Raw genomic sequence first — 21,145 nt, 5'->3', positions numbered from 1 at the left:
GCTCCGGGCCCGGTCACCCGCCAGTTGTCGCCACACACACAAACGTTGCCGCGATCGAGGGGAGAATTTTCACGGCCGCCGAACCCGGCTCCCCCCGACCGACTGGCCACACAGCGGCGTTCACCGGGTCGGGACGAACCCTCCCCGGACCGACGCGGAGCCGCCGGAATCCCGCGCGTCGACGCGGTAGCCGTCGCCCGCGCCACTGCGCACGCCGGCGCCGTTGTTGAACTGCGCGGCGAACTCATGGCTCCCGGCCGGCACGGTCAGGCCCGGCTTGAGGACCCAGCGGTAGACCAGCACGCCGCCGGCCTCCTGGACGGTGACGGTGAAGTCACCACTCGGCAGGGTCTGCCAGGTACCGGTGTTCTTCACCCCGCCGGTCTGCACGATCCGTATCTCGACCGTGAGCGAGGTGAGCGGCTGGGTCGTCTTGAGGGCGAGGTTGCTCTGCGTCCAGTAGACGGTGCTGCCCGGGTCCACCGAGCCGGCCGACGACAGCGGCCCGTTCCGGCTCTCGGCGGCGGCCGGCGATGGACTGGTGGCCGGCGGAGTCGGGCGCGCGCTGCCCGGGGTGGTGGCCGGGGCCGGCGCGACAGGGGTGGGGCGGGCCGATGTCGGGTGCGGGGAGCCGGCGGTCGGGGACGGGGTGGCGGGCACGGTCACGGTGGCCGACGGCTGCGGCGAGGGGGTCGTGACGATGGCGGCGACGGCCAGGCCGCCGGTCGTCAGGATGCCGGCGGCGGCGAGCCCGGCGAGCGCGACCCTGGTCCCGGACCTCGCCAGCGGCCGCGCGCGGTGGCGGACGGCGGGGCCGGCCATGCCGCGTTGCACTCTGGCCAGCATCCTCGCGCGGTCGGGCCGGTGGGCCTCGGCGGCCGCGCGCAGCTGACGGGCGATCTCCTCGTTCACCGGTTCCTCCTCCCTGCCACCAGGTCCCCGGCCGCTCGTGCGCCCAGTATCCTTTCCAGCTCGGCCATTCCCTTCGAGGTCTGGCTCTTCACCGTGCCGACCGAGATGCCCAGCGCCACGGCGGTGTCCTTCTCCGACAGGTCGAAGGCGTGCCGCAGCACCACGCAGGCGCGCTTGCGGAACGGCAGCCGGGCGAGCGCCGCGCGGACGTCCAGCACGGCCGCCGTGTCCGGCCCCTCCACCTTCTCGGGACTGCGGGACCAGAACAGCGCGATACGGCGTCGCTCGCGCACCGCGCTGCGGATCCGTCCCCGCGCCAGGTTGGCCACCACGCCGCGGGCGTAGGCGAGCGGGTGGTCGGCCTGCCGCAATCGGTCCCAGCGCTGCCACAGGGCAACCAGGGCGTCCGCCGCGAGGTCGTCCGCCGCGTCACTCTCGCCGGTCAGCAGGTAAGCCAGACGGGCGAGTTCGGCATAGTGGCGTTCGAAGAATTCGTGGAACTCCGCGGACGCGTCATCGAGGACCATCCCCGGGTCGCCCTCTCCTGGCAATGATGTGCGCGTTGGTTGCGCGTTCAACAACGGGGAGCGCAGCCTAACAGTGCCCAGCCCGGGATTCGAACGGCGGTCGTGCTCGGTAGCGGGGCGGTGAAGGCTGACCGGCGGGCTGGTCAATGCCGGACCAGTCCGCGCCAGTGCCACGGTTGTGGCGCGATGTGCTTCGTTGCCCTCATGCCCGTCCATCCGGTAGTTCGACTCGGCCTTTCGGCTCCCAGTTGCCGCAGAGGCCGAGAAGGTTGCCGGGTTTTTGAGATCCCGGTGGCCGGCCACCGGTCTTCACGCCCGTAAGGATCACCAGCACTTCAGGAAGCACCCTGACTCGATGAAGCGATCTTGGCACCTTGTCCTGGCGTCGGCTCTCGTCGCGGGAGCCGTCACACCGATGGTTGCGGTGGGCAGCGCGGTCGCCGCGGACGGCGACATCACCTCCGCCGTCCTGGCGAACCGTGATGTCGTCCTGACCGGTGACGCGGTCGTGCGCGTCCCGCGGGGAACCCACACGTACACCGGTGTGATCAGCGGTGAAGGAGCCCTTCGCGTGTCCGGCACCGGCACGCTGGTCCTCGCCAAGGACAGCACCTTCACCCTGCCGCACTCCCGGCAGCACCAGAGGGTCCGGATCCCGGGCGGCAACCACCCGTACGTCGTCGTCGACAGTCCCGACGAGCCCGCGGTCACCGTGGACGCGGGGGCAACGCTCCAGTACGGCACCGGCGGTACGACCGGCCTGATCGGGTCCTTCCCGTACAACACGCCCGGTTACCAGCAAAACCAGGACAACATCCGGGTGGACGGCACACTGCGTCTGTCGCTGACCCGGCTGTTCAACCTGGGCATCATCAGCGGCTCCGGCCTGGTCACCCAGCCCCGGAACATGTGGGGAACGCTCCAGATCTGTGGCACCAACCCGTTCTCCGGCGTCTTCGACAACGGCACGGGCGTCAACTTCGCGAGCACCACCTGTGCCGCCGGACTGCCCAACGCCCGCTCCGTCGTCAACCGCGGTTCATGGATCATCGACACCCCGCTCTACCACACGGTCGTACAGCGGCAGAACTTCTACAGCCACGAGTACGGCAACGACGTCAATGTGCACTCCCGCCCGGGCAGCAAGGTGATCCTCACCGGCGTCTACAGCTGGAGTGACAGCGGCGACGGGGCGGCGCCGTCGCTGAGCGACCCCGGACTGAACTGGCGGCCCGTGGCCCACAACCTGAACAAGCGCGGCACCAACATCGAGGGCGCCGACGTCCAGTGGGGGGACGGGACCACGCACCGGATCTTCATGCCCGGCACGGCGCAGACGGTCTACATCAACCTGCACGCCAGACGGCAGCGCTCCCGGCTCACCTTCGACTACAACGGACCGGTGACCCTGGGCGCGCCCATCGGCGGCGGCATGTATCACGACACCCTCGGCGCTCCCGGCGCCGGGGACGTCGTCATCGCCGGCACCAGCGGCAACGACGTGACCTTCGCGGCAGCGCAGTACTACGACGGATCCACCACCATCGACAAGAAGGCGACCCTCCGTCTCGGCTCCGGGACCGCGGGCGGCGACGGAAGCCTCCACACCGGCGGAGCCCTCGACAAAGTGATCGACAACGGTTCACTCGTGCTCCGCAACACCGGGACACCCACCACCCTCCCGGCGGTGACCGGTACCGGATCGGTGACGCAGAGCGGAGCCGCCGCCACCACCCTCACCGGCGCCGCCCACACCGGCGCCACCACCGTGGCCAAAGGCAGCCTGATCGTCTCCGGGACCTCTCTGCGGACATCCAGCGCGGTCGCTCTGACCGGTTCCTCGGCCGTCCTGGATCTCAGCAAGGCACGCGACACGACCCTGCGCAGGCTGCACGTCGTCACAGGCGCGAAGATCCTTCTCCCCCGGAACTCCCCTGAGCTGACCGTCGGTTCGACGACCGCAAAAGCCTCCGGCACCGGTCTCGTCATCGGCGGGGCGCGCTTCTCCGTCAGCCGGGCCGGCGCCCACACCGTGCTCACCGCTCTGCCGTCCACCACGACCGCACACCCGTCCTCCGCCGCGAGCAAACCGGCACCCTCCCCCGCCCGGACCGACCGAGCGGCCACGCCCCTGGGCTCCTCCACCGGCACCACGGCGGACACCGGCAGCAATGTCGGTGCTCTGTGGGCCGGCACAGGACTGGCGGGCGGCGTTCTCGCAGGCGTCGCCGCGGTCTTCGTCTTCGTGCGCGGCCGCTCACGTCCGCGCACGTCCCCGCGTCACTCCCGCTGATCCCCGGCCGCCACGAATCCACCGGCCCGCACATGGCTGTCGGCGCTCACCCTTACGATGACTTCGCTGCCACGGTGTGTGTGACACCGACGGCGATTTGGCCGAGCGATGTGCCCGAGGTCCCCCGCAACCCGGCTCGGTCGGCGCGAGCGGGGCTTCGTACCCGCGTCAGGTCGAAGGGAGACCCGATGCCAAGGCATGCCGCGCCCGCGGCCGACGTGATAGCCGCGGCCCGGGCCGGCGATCGCGGCGCCCTGGAAGAGCTCAGCTCCCGGACGCTTCCGCTGGTCTACAGCGTGGCGGCGCGCGCGCACCCGTACCGCGACGACGTCGACGACATCGTCCAGGAGACGATGATGCGCGTCCTGCGCGGCATCGGGGGACTGGAGCGCCCGGAGGCGTTCCGGTCCTGGGTGATCACCATCACCGTGAACGAGGTCCGCGACCACATCCGCAGGCGCGGCAGGAGGGAGACGACGGGAGCGGCGTTCGACGCGGCTGAGCACCGGCCCGACCCGGCCGCCGACTTCGCCGAAGGGGTCATCCTCGATCTGCGGCTGTCCGGGCAGCGCGAGGAGTCCGTGCGCGCGACCCGTTGGCTCGACGAGGACGACCGGGAGCTGCTGTCACTGTGGTGGCTGGAGACGGCCGGCCGGCTCGCCCGGGCCGAGCTCGCCTCCGCGCTGGACATGACCGGCCATCAAGCGGCTGTACGGGTGCAACGCATGAAGGAGCGCCTGCACATCTCCCGCGTCATCGTCCGAGCCCTCGCGGCCAGACCCGCGTGCGGGGAACTGACCCGGCTGACCCTGGACTGGAACGGGGCCCCCAGCGGCCTGTGGCGCAAACGCCTGGGCCGCCATGTGCGGCAGTGCCCGCGGTGCGTGCGCCACGAGGAAGGCATGCTGGCCCCGGAAGGACTGCTGGCGCCCCTGGCCCTCCTGCCCGTGCCGGTGGCACTGCTGGCCTGGCGCCCGTGGCTGTCCGCGGGAACGCACGCGGCGGCGGCCGGCCATGCCGGCACCACGGCCACTTCAGGCAGCGGGGGTTCCGCGGCTGCGGGGACGACAGGGACCGCAGGGACGAGCCTCACCGCGAAGGCCGTCGTGGCGGCGGCGAGTGCGCTGCTCGCCGTGGGCGGAGGCGTGCTCGTGTACGCGGCCCCGTGGTCCAGCCCGTCGGCGCGTCCGGCCACCGCCCCGACGGCTTCCGGCCCGGCACCCGCGCCCTCGCCATCGCCCACCGCATCCGCATCCGCATCCGCATCACCGTCGCGGCCGGCACCGGTACTGGGCTCGGCCGTCTCGCATCCCTCGCCCCGGCCGCGGTACGGGTCCGTGGTCGACACCGTGGACAGCGCGCCACCGCCGGACCGGCCGCCCGCCGCATTGCCCCACCGCCCGCAGACCACGGTGACGATGTCGGGGCTCAAGAGACACCTGGACGGCTACCAGCTCGTCCACCGCGGGGACACGGTGGTACTGCGCGGGAAGGGCTACTTCACCGTCCACTGGGACGTGATGTACGGGCTGCGCCCCGGGTTGCTGACCATGCCCTCGTGGACCGGACTGCGAGGAAGGCTGTTCCACGTGGCGTCGGGCGGCGGCCACCGCATGGACGACCGTCAGCCGGGCGCGCCCGCCGGCGGCACCTGGATGGGCAACCGGCAACAAGGACTGATCGTCCTGCCGCCGGGAGCCCAGCAGATGTGGCAGAACGAGTACTACTACCTCGACGGCACCGTCACACTCCACCTCAACGAAACCCAGGCCGACTACAACCTCGACGTCCTGCCCTCCTCCTGGCAGGAGACGGCCGACGACATCGCCAGTCCCCCGGACCCGCACTCCGCCGACCGCGAACGGTACGGACTCGTGCGCGACACCGGCCGCGACGACGCCCCCGTACCGCAGTACGCCACCCGCTCCACGCCGACCGACGCGGGCACCGTGCCCCAGCGCTCCGTCGTGTCCTGACCATGTCCGCGCCGTAAGGACCCGGCGCGCGGCGGCTCAGGTGGGGCGGGGCTCGCGCTCCGGCTTCGCCCGGACCGTGTCGATGAGCGCTTGGACGGCCGTCACGAAGTTCTGGGGGGCGCAGCGTGAGGTAGTCGGTCTTCCGGGCGTGCAGATCGGCGTCCCGGAGCTCCGCGGACAGCGCGGCCAGGCTCGCGTCCATGGCGCTGTAGGCCGGAAGAAGAACGAGACGCTGGTGGCCAGTGCCTCTGCGGCCCGCAGCCCCGGGTACGTGGAACGGAGGATCGAGCGGACCTGGACGGCGACCAGGACGGCGAACCCCGCCAGCGCGACGACGAGCTTGCCGACGGCGGCAGCCGTGGAGGATCGGTCCCAGGGCACCAGGTAGTACAGGGTCACAAGCGCGACAACCGAACCGACCACGCGTAGCGCGGCACCGACAATCCGGCGACGGGCCTCTGTTCGTCCGCGGAATACCGCTCACGACACGAGTGCGACGTCATCCATGAGACTGCGCGCACCACTCCGCACCAGTTGAAGCGGGAAACAGCGGGGAACCAAGGTGGCGCTCTGATGGGCGCGGCATTTCCGTTCCACCGGCGTGAGGTCTTGGCAACTCCCCTTTATTCCGGATGACTTCGTTCGGAAATCCCCGAGGGCTGGAGTTGGTCTCCACGGACAGCGGCGAGGTGGCAAGACCTCGGCGCCCGGCATGGAGGATGTCATGCCCGAGATGTATTTTCATGTGCGCTGGCCCGACGGGGCGACGCAGAGCTGCTATTCCCCCTCCACGGTAGTCGAGGACTATTTCGTTCCCGGCGGTCAGTACGCGCTTGCGGATTTCGTCGAGCGCAGCCGTACAGCGCTCGGGATTGCCGGGGAGCGCGTGAAGGAGAAGTTCGGCTTCTTCTGTTCCGGTGCCTCCGACCAGCTCGCGCAGATCGAGCGGACCGCCGCCGCCTACGCCGCCGTCAGCGGTGCCAAGGTCACGGTGGAATCCCTGACCGGCGCCGACGGGAGCACGCGGTGAGCTCGGCTCCGGCGATACGGCCGGTCGGCGCCCTCCCCTCCAGCCTGACGGGCAGGGGAGGTGCCCCGATCCCGGTGGTCGTGGTCGGTGGCGGTCAGGCGGGGCTCTCGATGAGCTACTGCCTCGGCCGGCGTGGTGTCGAGCACGTCGTCATCGAGGCGAACCGGGTCGGGTACGAGTGGCGTGAGCGGCGCTGGGACTCCTTCTGCCTGGTGACCCCCAACTGGCAGTGCAGGCTGCCTGGTTATCCGTATCAGGGCGATGATCCGGACGGGTTCATGGTCCGTGACGAGATCGTCCGGTACCTGGAGGAGTATGTCTCCTTCTTCCGGCCGCCGCTGGTGGAGGGTGTCACGGTCACCCGGCTGCGGCGCTCGCCGAGCGGGGTGTTCGAACTGTCCACCACGGCCGGGGACTTCACCGCCGAGCAGGTGGTGGTCGCCACCGGTCCCTACCACACGCCGTCCGTCCCGCCGATGGCCCAGCGCCTGCCCGACGGCATCACCCAGGTCCATTCCTCCCGCTACCGCAGCCCCGACCAGCTCCCCGAGGGCGCCGTCCTCGTGGTCGGCACCGGCCAGTCCGGCTGCCAGATCGCCGAGGACCTCCACCTCGCCGGGCGCCAGGTGCACCTGGCCGTCGGCAGCGCCCCTCGTGTGGCCCGCTTCTACCGCGGCCGCGACTGCGTGGCCTGGCTCGACGACATGGGCCACTACGGCAAGTCCATCGACGAGTTCGGCGATGCCGGCGCCGTGCGCATGCGGGTCAATCACTACGTCACCGGCCGCGACGGCGGCCGCGACATCGACCTGCGCGCCTTCGCCCGCGACGGCATGCGGCTGTACGGGCGGCTCACCGGAGTCACCGGTACCGACCTGGAGTTCGCCGACGACCTGAAAGTGAACCTGGACCACGCCGACTCCGTCGCCGAGGGCATCAAGGACGCCATCGACGCGCACATCGCCGCGCACGGCATCGACGCCCCGGCCGAGCCCCGGTACGTCCCGGTGTGGGAGCCGAACGAGCAGCCGCGCGAACTGGACCTGGAGGCCGCCGGCATCACCTCGGTGATCTGGTCGACCGGCTTCAGGCGCGACCACCGGTGGATCGAGGCACCCGTCTTCGACGGCCGCGGCTACCCGATGCACTGGCGCGGCGCCACCAGCACGCCCGGCCTGCACTTCCTCGGTCTGCCCTGGCAGTACTCGTGGGGCTCGGGCCGCTTCGAGGCGGTGGGCCGGGACGCCGAGTTCCTCGCGGACCACATCGACGCCTCGCGCCGCCTGGCCGACGTGTGCGGCACGCTCACCGGAGCCCCCAGCGAACTTGCCTCCGCCCTCCCGATCGGCTGAGGAACCACACCATGCGGCTGAGGAACCACACCATGGTCCACGACGCACACCGCCACATCGGCGTCCTGCCCGCCTATCCCTTCTACGGCGGCCCGCCCGTCAACCCGGACACCACCGCCCGGGCCACCGTCAAGCAGCTCATCGCCGACCTGGACACGGAGGGCACCGAACGGGCCCTGGTCATCCCCAACTACGGCGTCCCGGATCCCGCGATCGCCTTCTCCTTCAACGAACTGGCGCTGGAGGCCGCGCAGAGCGACGACCGGATCCGTGCCGGGCTGTGGGTGTCCCCGCGCCCCGAGGACGCCCAACGCACCGAAGAAGCCCTCCAGTTGGCGGGCGAGCCCGGGGTCAAGGCCCTCAAGCTGAGCTTCCTGCTGGGCGGTCGCCCCACGGACCCGGCCTGCCGCCCCCAGCTGGACCGCATCTTCGCCGCCGCCGCCCGGCACGGCCTCGTCGTCCATGTGCACACCTCTCCCGGCGCCGCCTCCGACATCGACGAGGTCGGCCGTCTCGTCGACTGGTACGCCGATCAAGTGCCCGTCCATCTCGTGCACTTCGGCGGCGGGATGAGCGGCCACATCAAGCTCGTCGGCTCCCGGTTCTTCGACTGGATCAGCGCCGGCAAGCGCGTCTACACCGATCTCTCCTGGGCCATCGGCTTCACTCCCCGCTGGCTGGCCCAGGAGATCGAGCGCCGCGGCATCGGCCACGACCGGGTGCTCTTCGCCAGCGACCAGCCGTGGGGTGACTTCACCGGCGAGTACGCCCGCCTCGCCGCAGCCACCGGCGGCGGCGAACTCGGCGACCTGGTCTTCCACGACACGTTCGCCGCGCTCTACGACTGACCGACCCCGACTCCCTTCCCGTACGCACAAGGAGACAGCCATGTCCGAATCCGTCGTCACCGCCGAACTCTCCGACGTCGAGCAGAAGTCCCTCGACGAGATCCCGCACCCCTCGCTCCCCGAGGGCACCAGCATCTACGGCTCCACCAAGGTCTTCCCCGACTACCAGGCCGAGAACGGCGAGACCTACTTCACCCTCGTCCACGGCATCGCCCACGAGTCCTCGGTCTCCTTCGTCGCCGTCCTCCAGGCCACCCGCGCCCTGCGCAAGGGTTTCGAGACCGCGATCTACTTCTACGGGCCCGGCTCGCTCAACTGCCTCGCCACCCGCGGCTTCCCGACCACGGGCAACTCCGCCTTCCCCGGCGAGCACAACATCAACAACCAGCTCAAGACGTTCATCGCCGAGGGCGGCAAGGTCTACTGCTGCCGCTTCGGTCTCTCCCTGCACGGCGCCCGCGAGGAGGACCTCATCGAGGGCGTCATCCCCACCCACCCCCTCGACGTCCAGGACGCGCTGATCCACTACGCGCGCAAGGGCGCCATCATCAACTCCACCTACCAGCTGTAGGGAGTACGACGTGAGCGTTGGCACCGGTGACAGCGGTACGGCGGTGGACGTGCGGATCATGACCCGCGCCGAACTCGCCCTGCGCGGAGTCGCGTCGGACGCGCCCGTGCGGCGGCCGGACGGCGCGGGGCCCAGCGACGACGGACACGTCCTCGTCGACGGTGCCAACGCCGCGCTCCCGCTCAACCCCCACAGTCCCTACTCCCTGCGGGACGGCAAGGTGTGGCTCGGTGACGAGGACACCGGAATCTCCTTCACACCCGTCCGGCGACCGAAGTTCTACGACCTGACCACGGCCGACGGCATCCGCTACGAGCAGATCGCCCGCCTGCACGGCTCGGACGTCCTGGCCACCACCGTCGTACAGACCTGCATCCGCTACGCCGAGTCCGACCGCTGCCGCTTCTGCACCATCGAGGAGTCCCTGCGCTCGGGCGCCACCGTGGCCGCCAAGACCCCGGCACAGCTGGCCGAAGTCGCCGGGGCCGCCGTACGGCTCGACGGCGTGAAGCAGATGGTGATGACCACCGGCACCACCACCGGACCCGACCGCGGCGCCCGCACCCTCGTACGGTCGGTCCGGGCTGTGCTGTCGGCCGTGCCCGGTCTGCCGATCCAGGTGCAGTGCGAACCGCCCGGCGACCTCGCCTGGATCCGCGCCCTGCACGACGCCGGGGCCACCGCCATCGGCATCCACGTCGAGTCCCTCGACGACGAGGTGCGCCGACGCTGGATGCCCGGCAAGTCGGCACTCTCGCTGGCCGAGTACGAGGCCGCGTGGGACGAGGCGGTGCGCGTCTTCGGACCGAACCGTGTCTCCACCTACCTCCTCGTCGGACTGGGCGAGGATCCCGACGAACTCGTCGCCGGGGCGGGCAGGCTGATCGACCGGGGGGTGTACCCGTTCGTCGTCCCGTTCCGCCCGATGAGCGGCACCCTCGCCGCCCGCGACGGCATCGGGGCACCCCGCGCGGAACTCCTGACGTACGTCACCGAGGGCGTCGCCGCGAAGCTGCGTGCCGCCGGGATGAGCGGCGCCGACCAGAAGGCCGGCTGTGCGGCCTGCGGCGCCTGCAGCGTGCTCCAGGCAGCGGGCGGGTGAGCGCCGTGAACCTCGACGGTTCCGTGGCCGCGCCGGCCGTGGACGATCCGCAGGACATCCTGGCCCTGCTGGGCGACCGCAGCACGCTCGCCCGCCGGCCCGCCTTTCGCATCGAGGAGGCGGACGGGACGGCGGACATGGCCGCCTACCGGGAGCTGCGCCGTGCCGCCTTCGTCCAGGAGCAGGGGCTCTTCGCGCATCACGACCTGGACGACCGCGACACCGATCCCCGGACCGTCGTCCTGGTCGCGAAGGACCCGGAGAACGCCGTGGTCGGCGGGGTGCGCCTCGGCCCGGTCGACGACGGCCCCGACCTCGGCTGGTGGCAGGGCGGGCGCCTGGTCGTCGCCCGCCGGGCCCGCGGCCCGCACGGCATCGGCGCCGCGCTCGTCCGGGCCGCCTGTGCCCGCGCCGAGGCGGAGGGCGTGCTGCGGTTCGACGCGACCGTCCAGGCGCGCAACGAGGTGCTGTTCCGGCGGCTCGGCTGGCAGCGGGTGCGGGACACGACGGTCGCGGGCGTGCCGCACGTCCTGATGCGCTGGCCGATCGGCCGCGTCGCCACCCTCGCGGCGGCCACGAAGTCCGCCCTCGGACCGCTTCTCACCGCGCTGGCACCTCCCCGGGGCTTCGTCGGTGACGACGGCGCGCCCGTCCCCGGCACCGACGTGATCGCGGCGTGCGACGCGATCGTGCCGTCCATGGTCGAGCGGGACCCCGAGTGGGCGGGCTGGTGCGCGGTCCTCGTGAACGTCAACGACCTCGCGGCGATGGGTGCCGCACCGCTCGGGCTGCTGGACGCGGTGGGCGCTCGCGACGCCGCGCACGCCGCCCGGGTCCTGGCCGGACTGGCCCGGGCGGCACAGGCGTACGACATCCCGGTGCTCGGCGGGCACACCCAGCTCGGCGTCCCCGCCGCCCTGTCGGTGACCGCGCTCGGCCGCACGGACCGGCCGGTGCCCGGTGGCGGCGGCCTCCCCGGGCACGCCCTACGGCTCACCGCCGACCTCGGCGGGCGCTGGCGCCCGGGCTACCGGGGCCGCCAGTGGGACTCGACCAGCCACCGCCGTGGGGACGAACTGCGCACCATGACCGGCGCGGTGGCCGCCGCGCGGCCCGCCGCCGCCAAGGACGTGTCGATGGCGGGCATCGCCGGCACCCTCGGCATGCTCGCCGAGGCGGGCGGCTGCAGGGCGGTGCTCGACGTGGCCGCCGTGCCCCGGCCGGGGGGTGCGACCGTGGGCGACTGGTTCACCTGTTTCCCGGGCTTCGCGATGCTCACGGCCGACGAGCCGGGCGCACCGCCCCTGCCCGCCGGACCCGCCACGGGTGCGGTGTGCGGGGAGCTCATCGAAGGAGAAGGCGTCGGGCTGCGCTGGCCCGACGGAGAGATCACCGAAGCGGTCATGTCCACCGTGACCGGGATGGGGACCGCATGACCACCCTGCGTATGGCCGCCGTCGCCGCCGAGTTCGGCCGCGACCTGGAGGAGGACTTCCAGATCGCCGAACGGCTGATCAAGGAAGCCCGGGAGGAGGGCGTACGCCTGCTGGCGCTGCCCGAGGCGTGCCTCGGCGGGTATCTGCTCAGCCTCGACGACCGCGCCGAACTCGACGAGGGCCCGCCCGCGCTCGCCCTCGACGGCCCCGAGATCCGCCGACTGGCTTCCCTGGCCGGGGAGATGACGGTCGTCGCCGGGTACTGCGAAGCGGCCGGGGAGGCCCGCTACAACAGTGTCGTCTGCGTCACCGGCGACGGCGTCCTCGGCAACCACCGCAAGGTCCACCAGCCGCTCAGCGAGGACGCGAGCTACTCCTCCGGGGACCGCTTCCACGCCTTCGACACCCCGGTCGGCCGGATCGGCATGATGATCTGCTACGACAAGGCGTTCCCGGAGTCCGCCCGCGCGCTCGCGCTCGACGGCGCCGCGATCGGGGTCTGTGTCTCCGCGTGGCCGGGATCCCGTACGAACGCGGCCGCCAGCCTCGAAGAGGACCGCTGGAAACGCCGCTTCGACCTGTTCGACCGGGCCCGTGCGCTGGAGAACCAGATCGTGTGGCTGTCGGCCAACCAGGCGGGCACGTTCGGGTCGCTACGCTTCGTCGGCAGCGCCAAGGTCGTCGACCCCGGTGGCGAGATCCTCGCCGACACCGGGGTCACAGCAGGCATCGCCGTCGCCGAACTCGACGTCGTACAGGCTCTGGACACCGCCCGCCGGTCGATGGGGCACCTGCGCGACCGGCGACCCGAGACCTACGACCTTTCCACGGGAGCAGTCACCGCATGAGCACGATCCGGATCGCGGCCGCGGCCGCCCACTTCGGCCGCGACCTGGAGTTCGACCTGGCCCGCATCGCCAAACTCATCGACGACGCGCGTGTCTCCGGCGCCGGTCTGCTGGTCCTGCCCGACGCCGCGCTCGGCGGCTACCTCGCCGACCTGCGCCACCCCGACCCCGAGGCCCTGCCGCCGGCCCTGAAGCCGGACGACCCGCTGATCCTCCAGGTAGCCCGACTGGCCGCCGACATGGTGGTCTGCCTCGGCTACTGCGAGGACGGCGGCGACGAGCGCTACAACGCCGCGGTCTGCGTCAGCGGCGACGGTGTCCTCGGCCGCCACCGCAAGGTCCATCTGCCGGCCGGCGAGGTCGCCGCCTACGCGCCCGGTGACCGCTTCGACGCCTTCGACACCCCCGTCGGCCGCGTCGGCATGCTCATCGACTACGACAAGACGTTCCCCGAGTCGGCCCGTTCTCTGGCGTTGGACGGCGCTGAGATCCTCGCCTGCCTCTCCGCCTGGCCCACGTCCATCACCAACCGCGCCCCGCGCATGGCCCAGGACCGCCAGGCCAAGCTCTTCGACCTGTACGACCAGGCCCGCGCCGCCGAGAACCAGGTCGTCCTCGCCTCCTCCAACCAGACCGGCGCCATGGGGGGCATGCGGTTCCTCGGCCAGTCCAAAGTGGTCGGCCCGGGCGGTGACATCCTCGCCCGCACCTGGTCCAAGGCCGGCCTCGCGGTCGCCGAGATCGACGTCGCCGAGGAGGTCGACCGCGCCCGCCGCATCCTGCGCCACCTCGACGAACGCCGGCCCGACGCCTACCGGGAGAACCCGTCGTGAAGATCGCTCTGCTGAGCTACTCCACCAAGCCGCGCGGCGGCGTCGTCCACACCCTCGCCCTCGCCGAGGCGTTCGCCGCAGCCGGGCAGGACGTCACGGTGTGGACGCTGGGCCGCGGCGGAGACGCGGGCTTCTTCCGGCCGGTCGACCCCGCCGTACGGCTGCGGATCGTGCCGTTCCCGGACGGCCCGCCCGAGGAGTCCGTCGGCGAACGGATCCTGCGCTCCATCGCCGTCCTGGGCACGGCCTTCGAGCCCTTCGCGGCGGCGTACGACATCGTCCACGCCCAGGACTGCATCAGCGCCAACGCGGTCGGTGGCCGCTGCATCCGCACGGTCCACCACATCGACCACTTCACCACCCCCGAACTGGCCGCCTGCCACGAGCGGGCCATCGTCGAGCCGTACGCGCACATCTGCGTGTCGGCGGCCGTCGCCACGGAACTGGCCGACGGCTGGGGCATCAAGGCGGCGGTCGTCCCCAATGGAGTGGCCTACGACCGTTTCGCCACCACCGAGCCGGCCGCCCGCGCGAACTGGCGTGCCCGGCTGGGCCGTTACGTCCTCACCGTCGGCGGCATCGAACCCCGCAAGGGCTCGCTGGACCTGCTGGAGGCGTACGCCCTGCTGCGCTCCGCACACCCGGACGTACGGCTGGTGATCGCGGGCGGCGAGACCCTCTTCGACTACCGCGACTACCGAGCCCGCTGGGAGGCACGCGCAGCCGAGCTCCGCGTCGAGCCGATCGTGTTGGGCCAGGTCGCCGATGACGAACTGCCGCCCCTGGTGGCCGCCGCCTCCGCTTTCGCCTTCCCCTCCGTCAAGGAGGGCTTCGGGCTCGCCGCGATGGAGGCACTCGCCGCGGGAGTTCCGCTGGTCGTACGCGATCTGCCCGTACTGCGCGAGGTGTTCGACAGCGCCGCCCGTTTCGCGACCACCCACCAGGACCTGGCCGCCGAGCTCGGCGCCGCGCTCACGGACGACACCGCCGCACGGCGGGCGCGGGGCCGCCGACTCGCCGCCCGCCACACCTGGGCCACCGCCGCGGAACGCCACCTGGCGTTCTACGGCTCTCGGCTGAGGAGCCCAGAGGACCCCGGACAGGACACCATCGGGAGTTCGCGTACGCGCACAACGGTGTGAGCCGCCCCTGACAACCACCTCAGGGTGAAGGTACCTGTTCCGCGGTGACCTCCGCGGCGCGGCGCCGTGGCCCGCCGGCGACACCCGGCTCACCCGTTTCCGGTTGGCGATCACCGGTACCGGGCATCAGCACCGGGCAGGCCCGGCCGGGTGGGAAGCGCCGCGGCCCGGTGAGCGGCCACGGCCAGGGTGGTCGGGTGGCCCGGGAGGGGAGTGATCCGCCATGCGTACGCGTCGGCGTACCCATCGGCGTTCCGCACGCGTCGAGTACGTGCTGCCCGACGAGGCCGAATCGGCCCGCAGGGCGCGGAAGTTGACCTCGCAGTTCCTCGCCCGGCACGACGGGCGGACGGCGGGGCTCGGCGCCGAGCACATCGGTGACGCGACCCTCATCGTCTCCGAGCTGGTCACCAACGCCACGCGGCACGGCGGCAGCTGCCGCCTGCGCCTGCACGTGTCGGACACACAGGTGACCGTCGAGGTCTACGACGGCAGCCCCGGCCGGCCCGGCGTTCGGCCGCTGACGACCTGGGGCGAGAGCGGGCGCGGCCTCGCCATGGTGCGGTGCCTGGCACAGCGCTTCGACATCGATCGGGTGGCCGGGGGCGGCAACAGAGTGCGCGCGGTTCTGGCCCTGTGACCGGCCTGACCGGCCCGGTCCGCGGGCGGGTCCGGACCGGCGGTGAGGCACATATCCGTCGGCTCGAAGAGAGAATCAGGTACGGGAGCGGGAATATTCCCCCCTCCATCCGGCGGAGCGGAATTATTTTCGCGGCAGTGACCGTGCGCCGTGCTACTGTTGAGGCAGGTTGCAGTTGTGGTTGCCAAAAGGTTCATTTTTCCGACGGGCTGATCATCACGGCGACACGGAGGACGCACAAGGCGAACTCCGAGCACCGTTTCCGAAGGAGAAATGACATGGCTACCGGCACTGTGAAGTGGTTCAACGCCGAAAAGGGCTTCGGCTTCATCGCGCAGGACGGCGGCGGCGCCGACGTCTTCGCCCACTACTCGAACATCGCCACCCAGGGCTTCCGCGAGCTGCAGGAAGGCCAGAAGGTGGCGTTCGACATCGCTCAGGGCCAGAAGGGCCTGACCGCCGAGAACATCGTTCCGGCCTGACCACGGCACCTACGCATACTTCGCAGCTGGGGCCCGCACCTTGGGGTGCGGGCCTCAGCTCGCTTCATTTTCAGGGGGAGTCACCCCTGTCGCTTTCCGGCTCGTTCTCGCGATTCTCTGCGCTGTTCATCATGCTGCGGGAATTCCTTGATACGCGCCCGCATCGAGGAAGATTCCACATGAACAGAACACGCGTTTCACGCGCTCAAGGCACCCAGCGATCCACGCGCGCCACCCGCCCTTACGACCGCTTCGAGGGCTCCACCGCGAACCGCTCCGGCGCCCGGCGCCGTCCCAAGGGCCCGGACAGCCGACAGGCCGCGCCCCGCGGCGAGTTCACGCTGCCCAAGACGATCGAGCCCGCACTGCCCGCCGTCGAGTCGTTCGCCGAACTCGCCATGCCGGCACCGCTGTTGGCCGCGCTCGGCCACGAAGGCGTGAGCGTGCCGTTCCCGATCCAGGCGGCCACCCTGCCGAACTCCCTGGCCGGCCGTGACGTTCTCGGTCGTGGCCGTACGGGTTCCGGCAAGACCCTCGCCTTCGGACTCCCCGTGCTGGCCCGAACGGCGGGCCGCCGAGCCGAACCGCGGCAGCCGCTTGCCCTGATCCTGGTACCCACCCGCGAACTCGCCCAGCAGGTCACCGACGCGCTCACCCCGTACGCCCGCGCCGTAGGGCTGCGGCTGGCCACCGTGGTCGGCGGGATGTCGATCGGCAGGCAGGCGAGCGCGCTGCGGGCCGGGGCCGAGATCGTCGTCGCGACGCCGGGGCGGCTCAAGGACCTCATCGACCGCGGTGACTGCCGACTGCGCGACGTCGCCGTCACGGTCCTGGACGAGGCGGACCAGATGACCGACATGGGGTTCATGCCCCAGGTCACCGCCCTGCTCGACCAGGTGCGTCCCGGAGGGCAACGGATGCTGTTCTCGGCCACCCTGGACCGCAACGTCGACAAGCTGGTCCGCCGCTACCTGACCGACCCGGTGGTCCACTCCGTCGACCCGTCGGCGGGTGCCGTCACCACGATGGAGCACCACGTCCTTCATGTGCACGAGGCGGACAAGCACCGCACGACGACCGAGATCGCGGCACGGGACGGCCAGGTGATCATGTTCCTGGACACCAAGCACGCGGTGGACCGGCTGACCAAGCACCTCCTCGGCAGCGGTGTCCGCGCCGCCGCCCTGCACGGCGGCAGGTCCCAGCCGCAGCGCACCCGGACCCTCGCGCAGTTCAAGAGCGGGCAGGTGACGGCGCTGGTGGCGACCAATGTCGCGGCGCGCGGCATCCACATCGACGACCTCGACCTGGTGGTCAACGTGGATCCGCCCGGCGACCACAAGGATTACCTGCACCGCGGCGGCCGTACGGCCCGCGCCGGCGCGTCCGGCCGCGTCGTCACCCTGGTCACTCCCGGCCAACGCCGGGACATGGGCCGGCTGATGGCCGCGGCCGGCATCAACCCGACGATCACCGCGGTGCGCTCGGGAGAGGCGGAACTGAGCCGCATCACCGGCGCCAAGGCCCCGTCCGGCGTGCCGGTCGTCGTCACCGCGCCGGCCGCGGAGCCTGCTCGCCGGGCCGCGTCCAGCGGGTCGGCCGCGGCCAGGAGCCGACGGGGGCGCACCGCCCGGGGCCGGTCCGCGGGGAAGCGCCGCGCGGCATGACATGTCGCCGGTGGGTCGCCGGTGGCCACGGGCCGCCCGCGCAAAGCCGTCGCGCTCAGAGAATCCGCCCCTGCCGCAGGAGGCAGTTGTGACAGCAGCCGCGGCATGGAAACTCGTCATGCTGGACGGCGGGGTACTCGGCCGCTTCCCCGCCTGTGCCAGCGGCCCAGGACGCCTGGCGCGGAACGCCCACGCAAGCCCGACAGGAGCCCGCCGGTCGCCGGTCAGCGGAGCACCAGAAGGCGGCCGGGAGCGAGTCGCGACGCCTCGCGGGCCTCGACCGTCAGACAGCGCCAGCCCCAGGACAGCAGTGCCTCGAGCGTGTCCGCGTTGTCACGGTCGACCAGCGTGACACCGAGCTCGGCCGCGTGATCGCTCAGCAGCCGCCTCTGCAGCCGCCGGGCGAGGTTCCACTCGCGGCTCTGGTCCTGGGTGCGTACCCGTCGCTCCACGAGAATGTCGGCGATCGCGAAGAGCCTGCCGAAGGCGGCGACGCGGAGCAGGCCCTCCGGGAGGTACCACCCGTCGAGGCCGTCCCACCAGGGCCGGTCGCACCGCACGGGGAAACCGTAGGCGCACGCCGTGAGGCCGATGCCGCCCGAGGGGCCGGCGGTCTCCGCCACGAGCAGCTCGAACCCGGGTCGCCGCATGTGGCCCGCGAGCCGTCGCCGGAACGCGGCGGACCGGCCCCGGCCCGAGGCGTCAGAGGCCCGCACCCGGTGGGAAGAGGTGTTCGCGTACAGCTCGCCGAGCTCCAGCATGCGGTCGTCGATCTGGCACCGGGTCAGCGGACGGACGAACTCGCCCTGCTCGGGTGAGGCCCCCTGCCGGCGCCGCTCCGGCGGCGCCCCGGGACGCGCTGGTCGCCGGCCCGGTGTCGCCGGGTGGGAGGTCTCCGGGCGGTCCGGCGTGTTCACGGTCATGGGCGAACCCTGCTCCGGGTCCGGACGGGTCCGGTCCGGCGTCGTCGTTCGCCGAGAACGGCACCGGCGCGTGAGCCGGCACACGAGGTGCCCTCGGTGCCTTTGAGCCTACGCCCGCCGACGTGGCCGGCGAGAGGGCACATCCACCTGGCAGGACCCCCTGGGGCGGCATCCGTGATCAGCGGGCCCACCAGGTCAGCGCCGTTGTCACCAGGAACACGGCGACCGCCGCAAGACAGACCACCAGGGGGGTCGGTCCTGGGGACCCGGCCGGTGGCTGCTCCTCCTCCCCCTGTGACAGCAGCGCGTCCGCGAATGACTGTGCGGTGCGTGGTCGGTTCTCGGGTTCTGCGGACAGTGCGGCGCGGAGGAGGGTGTCGATGGCGTTCGGGACCCCGAGTCCGCGGGGAACGGTCGGCGGCGGCGGTGGTGTCCGGGCCGTCGCAAGGGTGGTGCGGCCGCCCGGACCGAACGGCTTGCGCCCGGTCAGCAGTTCGTAGGCGACGACACCGAGGGCGTACACGTCGGCCCGGCCGTCGAACCCGCCGGCCTGGAGGGCCTGTTCGGGTGCCATGTACGCGGGGGTGCCCGTGGTGACGGTCAGCCCCGACGCGTCAGCCAGTTGCTTCGCGCTGCCCAGATCCGCGACGAGTACGGCGGCGGGCGTGCGGCCGACGTCGAGCAGGAGGTTGGACGGCTTGATGTCACGGTGGACGACGCCCGCGTCATGGAGCACCTGAACCGCGTATCCGGCCTCGGCCGCCAGACGGAGTGCCTCCGCGGGCCGGCAGTGTCCGACCTTCTCGGCCAGCGTGCCGCCCCGGACGTGGTCCATGACGAAATACGGCCGGTCGTCCTGCACGCCCACGTCGTGAACTCGTACGACACGTGGGCTGGAGATCCTTCGGAGCAGCCTCGCCTCGGCCAGGAACCGTTGCCGTACATCGGCGTTCGACGCCCAGTTGTCGGCCAGCACCTTGACCGCGACATCGGTGTCGAGTTCGGGATCGTACGCTCTCCAGACGGTCGCGAACGAACCGGCTCCGAGTCTTTCCTCCAGGTGGTAACGACCTAGCTTCCGCATGCGGCGACATTCTGCCCGAGGCGCCGGGAGGACCGGGAACTGCGGTGTGTCCAGGGGGAGTCCAGGTCAGTGGAGTCCATGGTCATGCGTGAACGGGGGACAGCAGGATGATCGACCAGGATGAACTGACCCAGCTCGTGGCGTCCGCCCAGGCAGGTGACCGGGCGTCCCTGGAACGCCTTCTCGTCAGGCTTCGCCCGACGGTCATGCGGCGCTGCTCCAGGTTTCTTCCGCACCACGCCGACGCCGAGGAGGCCGCGCAGGACGCCCTGCTGTCCATCAGCACCCATCTGCACGAGTACAGCGGGCGGGGCTCGTTCCTCGGGTGGGTGACGGTGATCGCCTCGAACGCCGCCAGGTCGACGTACCGCTCGATGCGCCGACGCGCGGAGGACAGCCACGCGGTCCTTCCCGACGGTGCCGACCCCCGCACGACGAGCGTCATCGCGGGGACCCGCCTGGACCTGATGGACTCGCTGGCCGCGCTCGAGGAGCGGCATCCGGCCCTGGTGGAATCCTTCGTGCTGCGCGATCTGGGAGACCTGACCTATCTCCAGGTCGCCGAGATCACCGACGCTCCCCTCGGTACGGTCAAGGACCGTATCCATCAGGCTCGTCGCTTCATGCGGGACCGCCTCAGCAGTGGCTGCTGAGACATCCGCCGCCGTGCGGACCCGGACGATCGCCGTCATCATGACGGCGGCCGTCGGGCTCGGCCTGTTGACGGGCCGGTTCGTGCTGCCCGGTCGCTCCGCTCCGGCCCGCCCGTCGGCGACGACGACCACCGCCGCGGCGTCCTCGCAGGGGGCCCGCTCCACGGCACCGAAGCCCGCGAGCGGTCCCATGACGAACCGGCACCTGGTGACGGGCGCCGACTTCAGGGAGGCCGGGGTCTCCCAGCGCATCCACGTGCGCGATCGTGTGGGAGACGGCTACTACGCCAACGCCGTCTGCACCGGTGAGAGGACACTCGGCCAGACCCTGGGGTCGTACGACGCGCACTTCCGCGACTTGGTGACGCTCAAGGACACGGGCAAGGACACGGGCGACGACGGCGCCAGCAAGGCGGCGAACATCAAGGACGAGGTCGCGTTCGAAGTCGCCGACGACGCCGGAAGCCGGGCGCTGGCCCGGAACTACGCCGAGCGCCTGCTGCTGGAGGAAGTGCCGTGCCAGAGCGAGGTGGCCACCCACTGGGTCTACGGGCCGACGCACACGATCGACGTCGCCGCGGACATCACCGCGAGCTGGATGGGCATGTACGACGGCGACCTGAACAGCAGGGGGACAGCGCCACGGGGCAAGGAGCCGTGCGGCGGCATCGCCATACTGCGCAACGGCTCTCACTACGGTGTCCTGGAGGTCGAGGTCTGCCTCGACACGGCCGCGATGACACGGATCGTCCGGGCGGCCGTGACCCGGCTCTGAGACCGCCCGAGCCCACCCGCAGAAGTGACCTGGATCACATCGCTCGCCGTG

Annotated in this window: 21 protein-coding genes; 16 read left to right on the top strand and 5 right to left on the bottom strand. The window is 71.6% G+C overall.

The features are described 5' to 3' along the window. Positions 1-120: 120 nt before the first annotated feature. Together ABZ453_RS29070 and ABZ453_RS29065 are read right to left on the bottom strand one after the other, a co-directional pair. Positions 121-912, bottom strand: coding sequence for a hypothetical protein (locus ABZ453_RS29070; protein ID WP_359019290.1), 792 nt, complete (start codon positions 910-912; stop codon positions 121-123). Beyond that, a complete protein-coding gene (locus ABZ453_RS29065; RefSeq protein WP_359019288.1) occupies positions 909-1,439 on the bottom strand; it encodes a SigE family RNA polymerase sigma factor in 531 nt (176 codons plus the stop codon). The genes ABZ453_RS29070 and ABZ453_RS29065 overlap by 4 nt, the downstream gene beginning before the upstream one ends. Positions 1,440-1,854: 415 nt before the next feature. On the opposite strand from ABZ453_RS29065, the gene ABZ453_RS29060 reads away from it, so the two are divergent. Further along, positions 1,855-3,732, top strand: coding sequence for an autotransporter (locus ABZ453_RS29060; protein WP_359019330.1), 1,878 nt, complete (start codon positions 1,855-1,857; stop codon positions 3,730-3,732). A 188-nt stretch (positions 3,733-3,920) separates the two neighbouring features. Continuing rightward, complete coding sequence (locus tag ABZ453_RS29055) at positions 3,921-5,708, top strand: sigma-70 family RNA polymerase sigma factor (RefSeq protein ID WP_359019286.1); 1,788 nt, start codon at positions 3,921-3,923, stop codon at positions 5,706-5,708. A gap of 36 nt (positions 5,709-5,744) precedes the next feature. On the opposite strand, the gene ABZ453_RS29050 is transcribed toward ABZ453_RS29055, so the two are convergent. Further along, positions 5,745-6,107 (bottom strand): hypothetical protein, encoded by a 363-nt coding sequence (locus ABZ453_RS29050; protein ID WP_359019284.1) that lies wholly within the window; start codon positions 6,105-6,107, stop codon positions 5,745-5,747. Between the two features lie 325 nt (positions 6,108-6,432). On the opposite strand from ABZ453_RS29050, the gene ABZ453_RS29045 reads away from it, so the two are divergent. The 12 genes from ABZ453_RS29045 (at position 6,433) to ABZ453_RS28990 (ending at position 17,659) form a co-directional block, all read left to right on the top strand. Then, the gene (locus tag ABZ453_RS29045) at positions 6,433-6,738 is read left to right on the top strand and encodes an MSMEG_0570 family nitrogen starvation response protein (RefSeq protein WP_359019282.1); all 306 of its coding nucleotides are present in this window, start codon (positions 6,433-6,435) and stop codon (positions 6,736-6,738) included. Further along, positions 6,735-8,090 carry an MSMEG_0569 family flavin-dependent oxidoreductase gene (locus ABZ453_RS29040; protein WP_359019280.1) on the top strand — a complete coding sequence of 452 codons (1,356 nt, stop codon included), beginning with the start codon at positions 6,735-6,737 and terminating at the stop codon, positions 8,088-8,090. The genes ABZ453_RS29045 and ABZ453_RS29040 overlap by 4 nt, the downstream gene beginning before the upstream one ends. Positions 8,091-8,101: 11 nt before the next feature. Beyond that, the gene (locus ABZ453_RS29035; RefSeq protein WP_359019278.1) at positions 8,102-8,938 is read left to right on the top strand and encodes an amidohydrolase family protein; all 837 of its coding nucleotides are present in this window, start codon (positions 8,102-8,104) and stop codon (positions 8,936-8,938) included. A gap of 40 nt (positions 8,939-8,978) precedes the next feature. Beyond that, the gene (locus tag ABZ453_RS29030) at positions 8,979-9,509 is read left to right on the top strand and encodes an MSMEG_0572/Sll0783 family nitrogen starvation response protein (RefSeq protein WP_059193510.1); all 531 of its coding nucleotides are present in this window, start codon (positions 8,979-8,981) and stop codon (positions 9,507-9,509) included. Positions 9,510-9,519: 10 nt separating this feature from the next. After that, a complete protein-coding gene (locus ABZ453_RS29025) occupies positions 9,520-10,611 on the top strand; it encodes an MSMEG_0568 family radical SAM protein (RefSeq protein WP_359019275.1) in 1,092 nt (363 codons plus the stop codon). After that, positions 10,608-12,047: an MSMEG_0567/sll0787 family protein gene (locus tag ABZ453_RS29020; RefSeq protein WP_359019273.1), complete on the top strand. Its 1,440-nt coding sequence runs from the start codon at positions 10,608-10,610 to the stop codon at positions 12,045-12,047. The genes ABZ453_RS29025 and ABZ453_RS29020 overlap by 4 nt, the downstream gene beginning before the upstream one ends. After that, positions 12,044-12,895: a carbon-nitrogen hydrolase family protein gene (locus ABZ453_RS29015; protein WP_359019271.1), complete on the top strand. Its 852-nt coding sequence runs from the start codon at positions 12,044-12,046 to the stop codon at positions 12,893-12,895. Before ABZ453_RS29020 ends, ABZ453_RS29015 begins: the two co-directional genes overlap by 4 nt. Next, positions 12,892-13,728, top strand: a complete 837-nt coding sequence (locus tag ABZ453_RS29010; RefSeq protein ID WP_359019269.1) for a carbon-nitrogen hydrolase family protein — start codon at positions 12,892-12,894, stop codon at positions 13,726-13,728. The genes ABZ453_RS29015 and ABZ453_RS29010 overlap by 4 nt, the downstream gene beginning before the upstream one ends. Continuing rightward, positions 13,725-14,870 (top strand): MSMEG_0565 family glycosyltransferase, encoded by a 1,146-nt coding sequence (locus ABZ453_RS29005; RefSeq protein WP_359019267.1) that lies wholly within the window; start codon positions 13,725-13,727, stop codon positions 14,868-14,870. Before ABZ453_RS29010 ends, ABZ453_RS29005 begins: the two co-directional genes overlap by 4 nt. Positions 14,871-15,093: 223 nt before the next feature. After that, positions 15,094-15,510: an ATP-binding protein gene (locus tag ABZ453_RS29000; protein ID WP_359019265.1), complete on the top strand. Its 417-nt coding sequence runs from the start codon at positions 15,094-15,096 to the stop codon at positions 15,508-15,510. Between the two features lie 278 nt (positions 15,511-15,788). After that, positions 15,789-15,992: a cold-shock protein gene (locus ABZ453_RS28995; protein ID WP_359019262.1), complete on the top strand. Its 204-nt coding sequence runs from the start codon at positions 15,789-15,791 to the stop codon at positions 15,990-15,992. 179 nt (positions 15,993-16,171) lie between these two features. Next, the gene (locus ABZ453_RS28990; protein WP_359019260.1) at positions 16,172-17,659 is read left to right on the top strand and encodes a DEAD/DEAH box helicase; all 1,488 of its coding nucleotides are present in this window, start codon (positions 16,172-16,174) and stop codon (positions 17,657-17,659) included. A gap of 224 nt (positions 17,660-17,883) precedes the next feature. Here ABZ453_RS28990 and ABZ453_RS28985 read toward each other — a convergent pair whose 3' ends face one another. Together ABZ453_RS28985 and ABZ453_RS28980 are read right to left on the bottom strand one after the other, a co-directional pair. Then, positions 17,884-18,582 carry a hypothetical protein gene (locus ABZ453_RS28985; RefSeq protein WP_359019258.1) on the bottom strand — a complete coding sequence of 233 codons (699 nt, stop codon included), beginning with the start codon at positions 18,580-18,582 and terminating at the stop codon, positions 17,884-17,886. A 178-nt stretch (positions 18,583-18,760) separates the two neighbouring features. Further along, a complete protein-coding gene (locus tag ABZ453_RS28980; RefSeq protein WP_359019256.1) occupies positions 18,761-19,666 on the bottom strand; it encodes a serine/threonine-protein kinase in 906 nt (301 codons plus the stop codon). 107 nt (positions 19,667-19,773) lie between these two features. On the opposite strand from ABZ453_RS28980, the gene ABZ453_RS28975 reads away from it, so the two are divergent. Then, the gene (locus ABZ453_RS28975; protein ID WP_359019254.1) at positions 19,774-20,319 is read left to right on the top strand and encodes an RNA polymerase sigma factor; all 546 of its coding nucleotides are present in this window, start codon (positions 19,774-19,776) and stop codon (positions 20,317-20,319) included. Beyond that, positions 20,309-21,094, top strand: a complete 786-nt coding sequence (locus ABZ453_RS28970) for a hypothetical protein (protein WP_359019252.1) — start codon at positions 20,309-20,311, stop codon at positions 21,092-21,094. The genes ABZ453_RS28975 and ABZ453_RS28970 overlap by 11 nt, the downstream gene beginning before the upstream one ends. The last annotated feature ends 51 nt before the right edge of the window (positions 21,095-21,145 follow it).

Origin of the sequence: Streptomyces sp. NPDC005799 (assembly GCF_040630525.1) — a bacterium.
Lineage (GTDB): Bacteria > Actinomycetota > Actinomycetes > Streptomycetales > Streptomycetaceae > Streptomyces > Streptomyces griseorubiginosus_B.
Note: the sequence above shows the minus strand (reverse complement) of the source record. Positions and strands in the feature narration are given on the sequence as shown.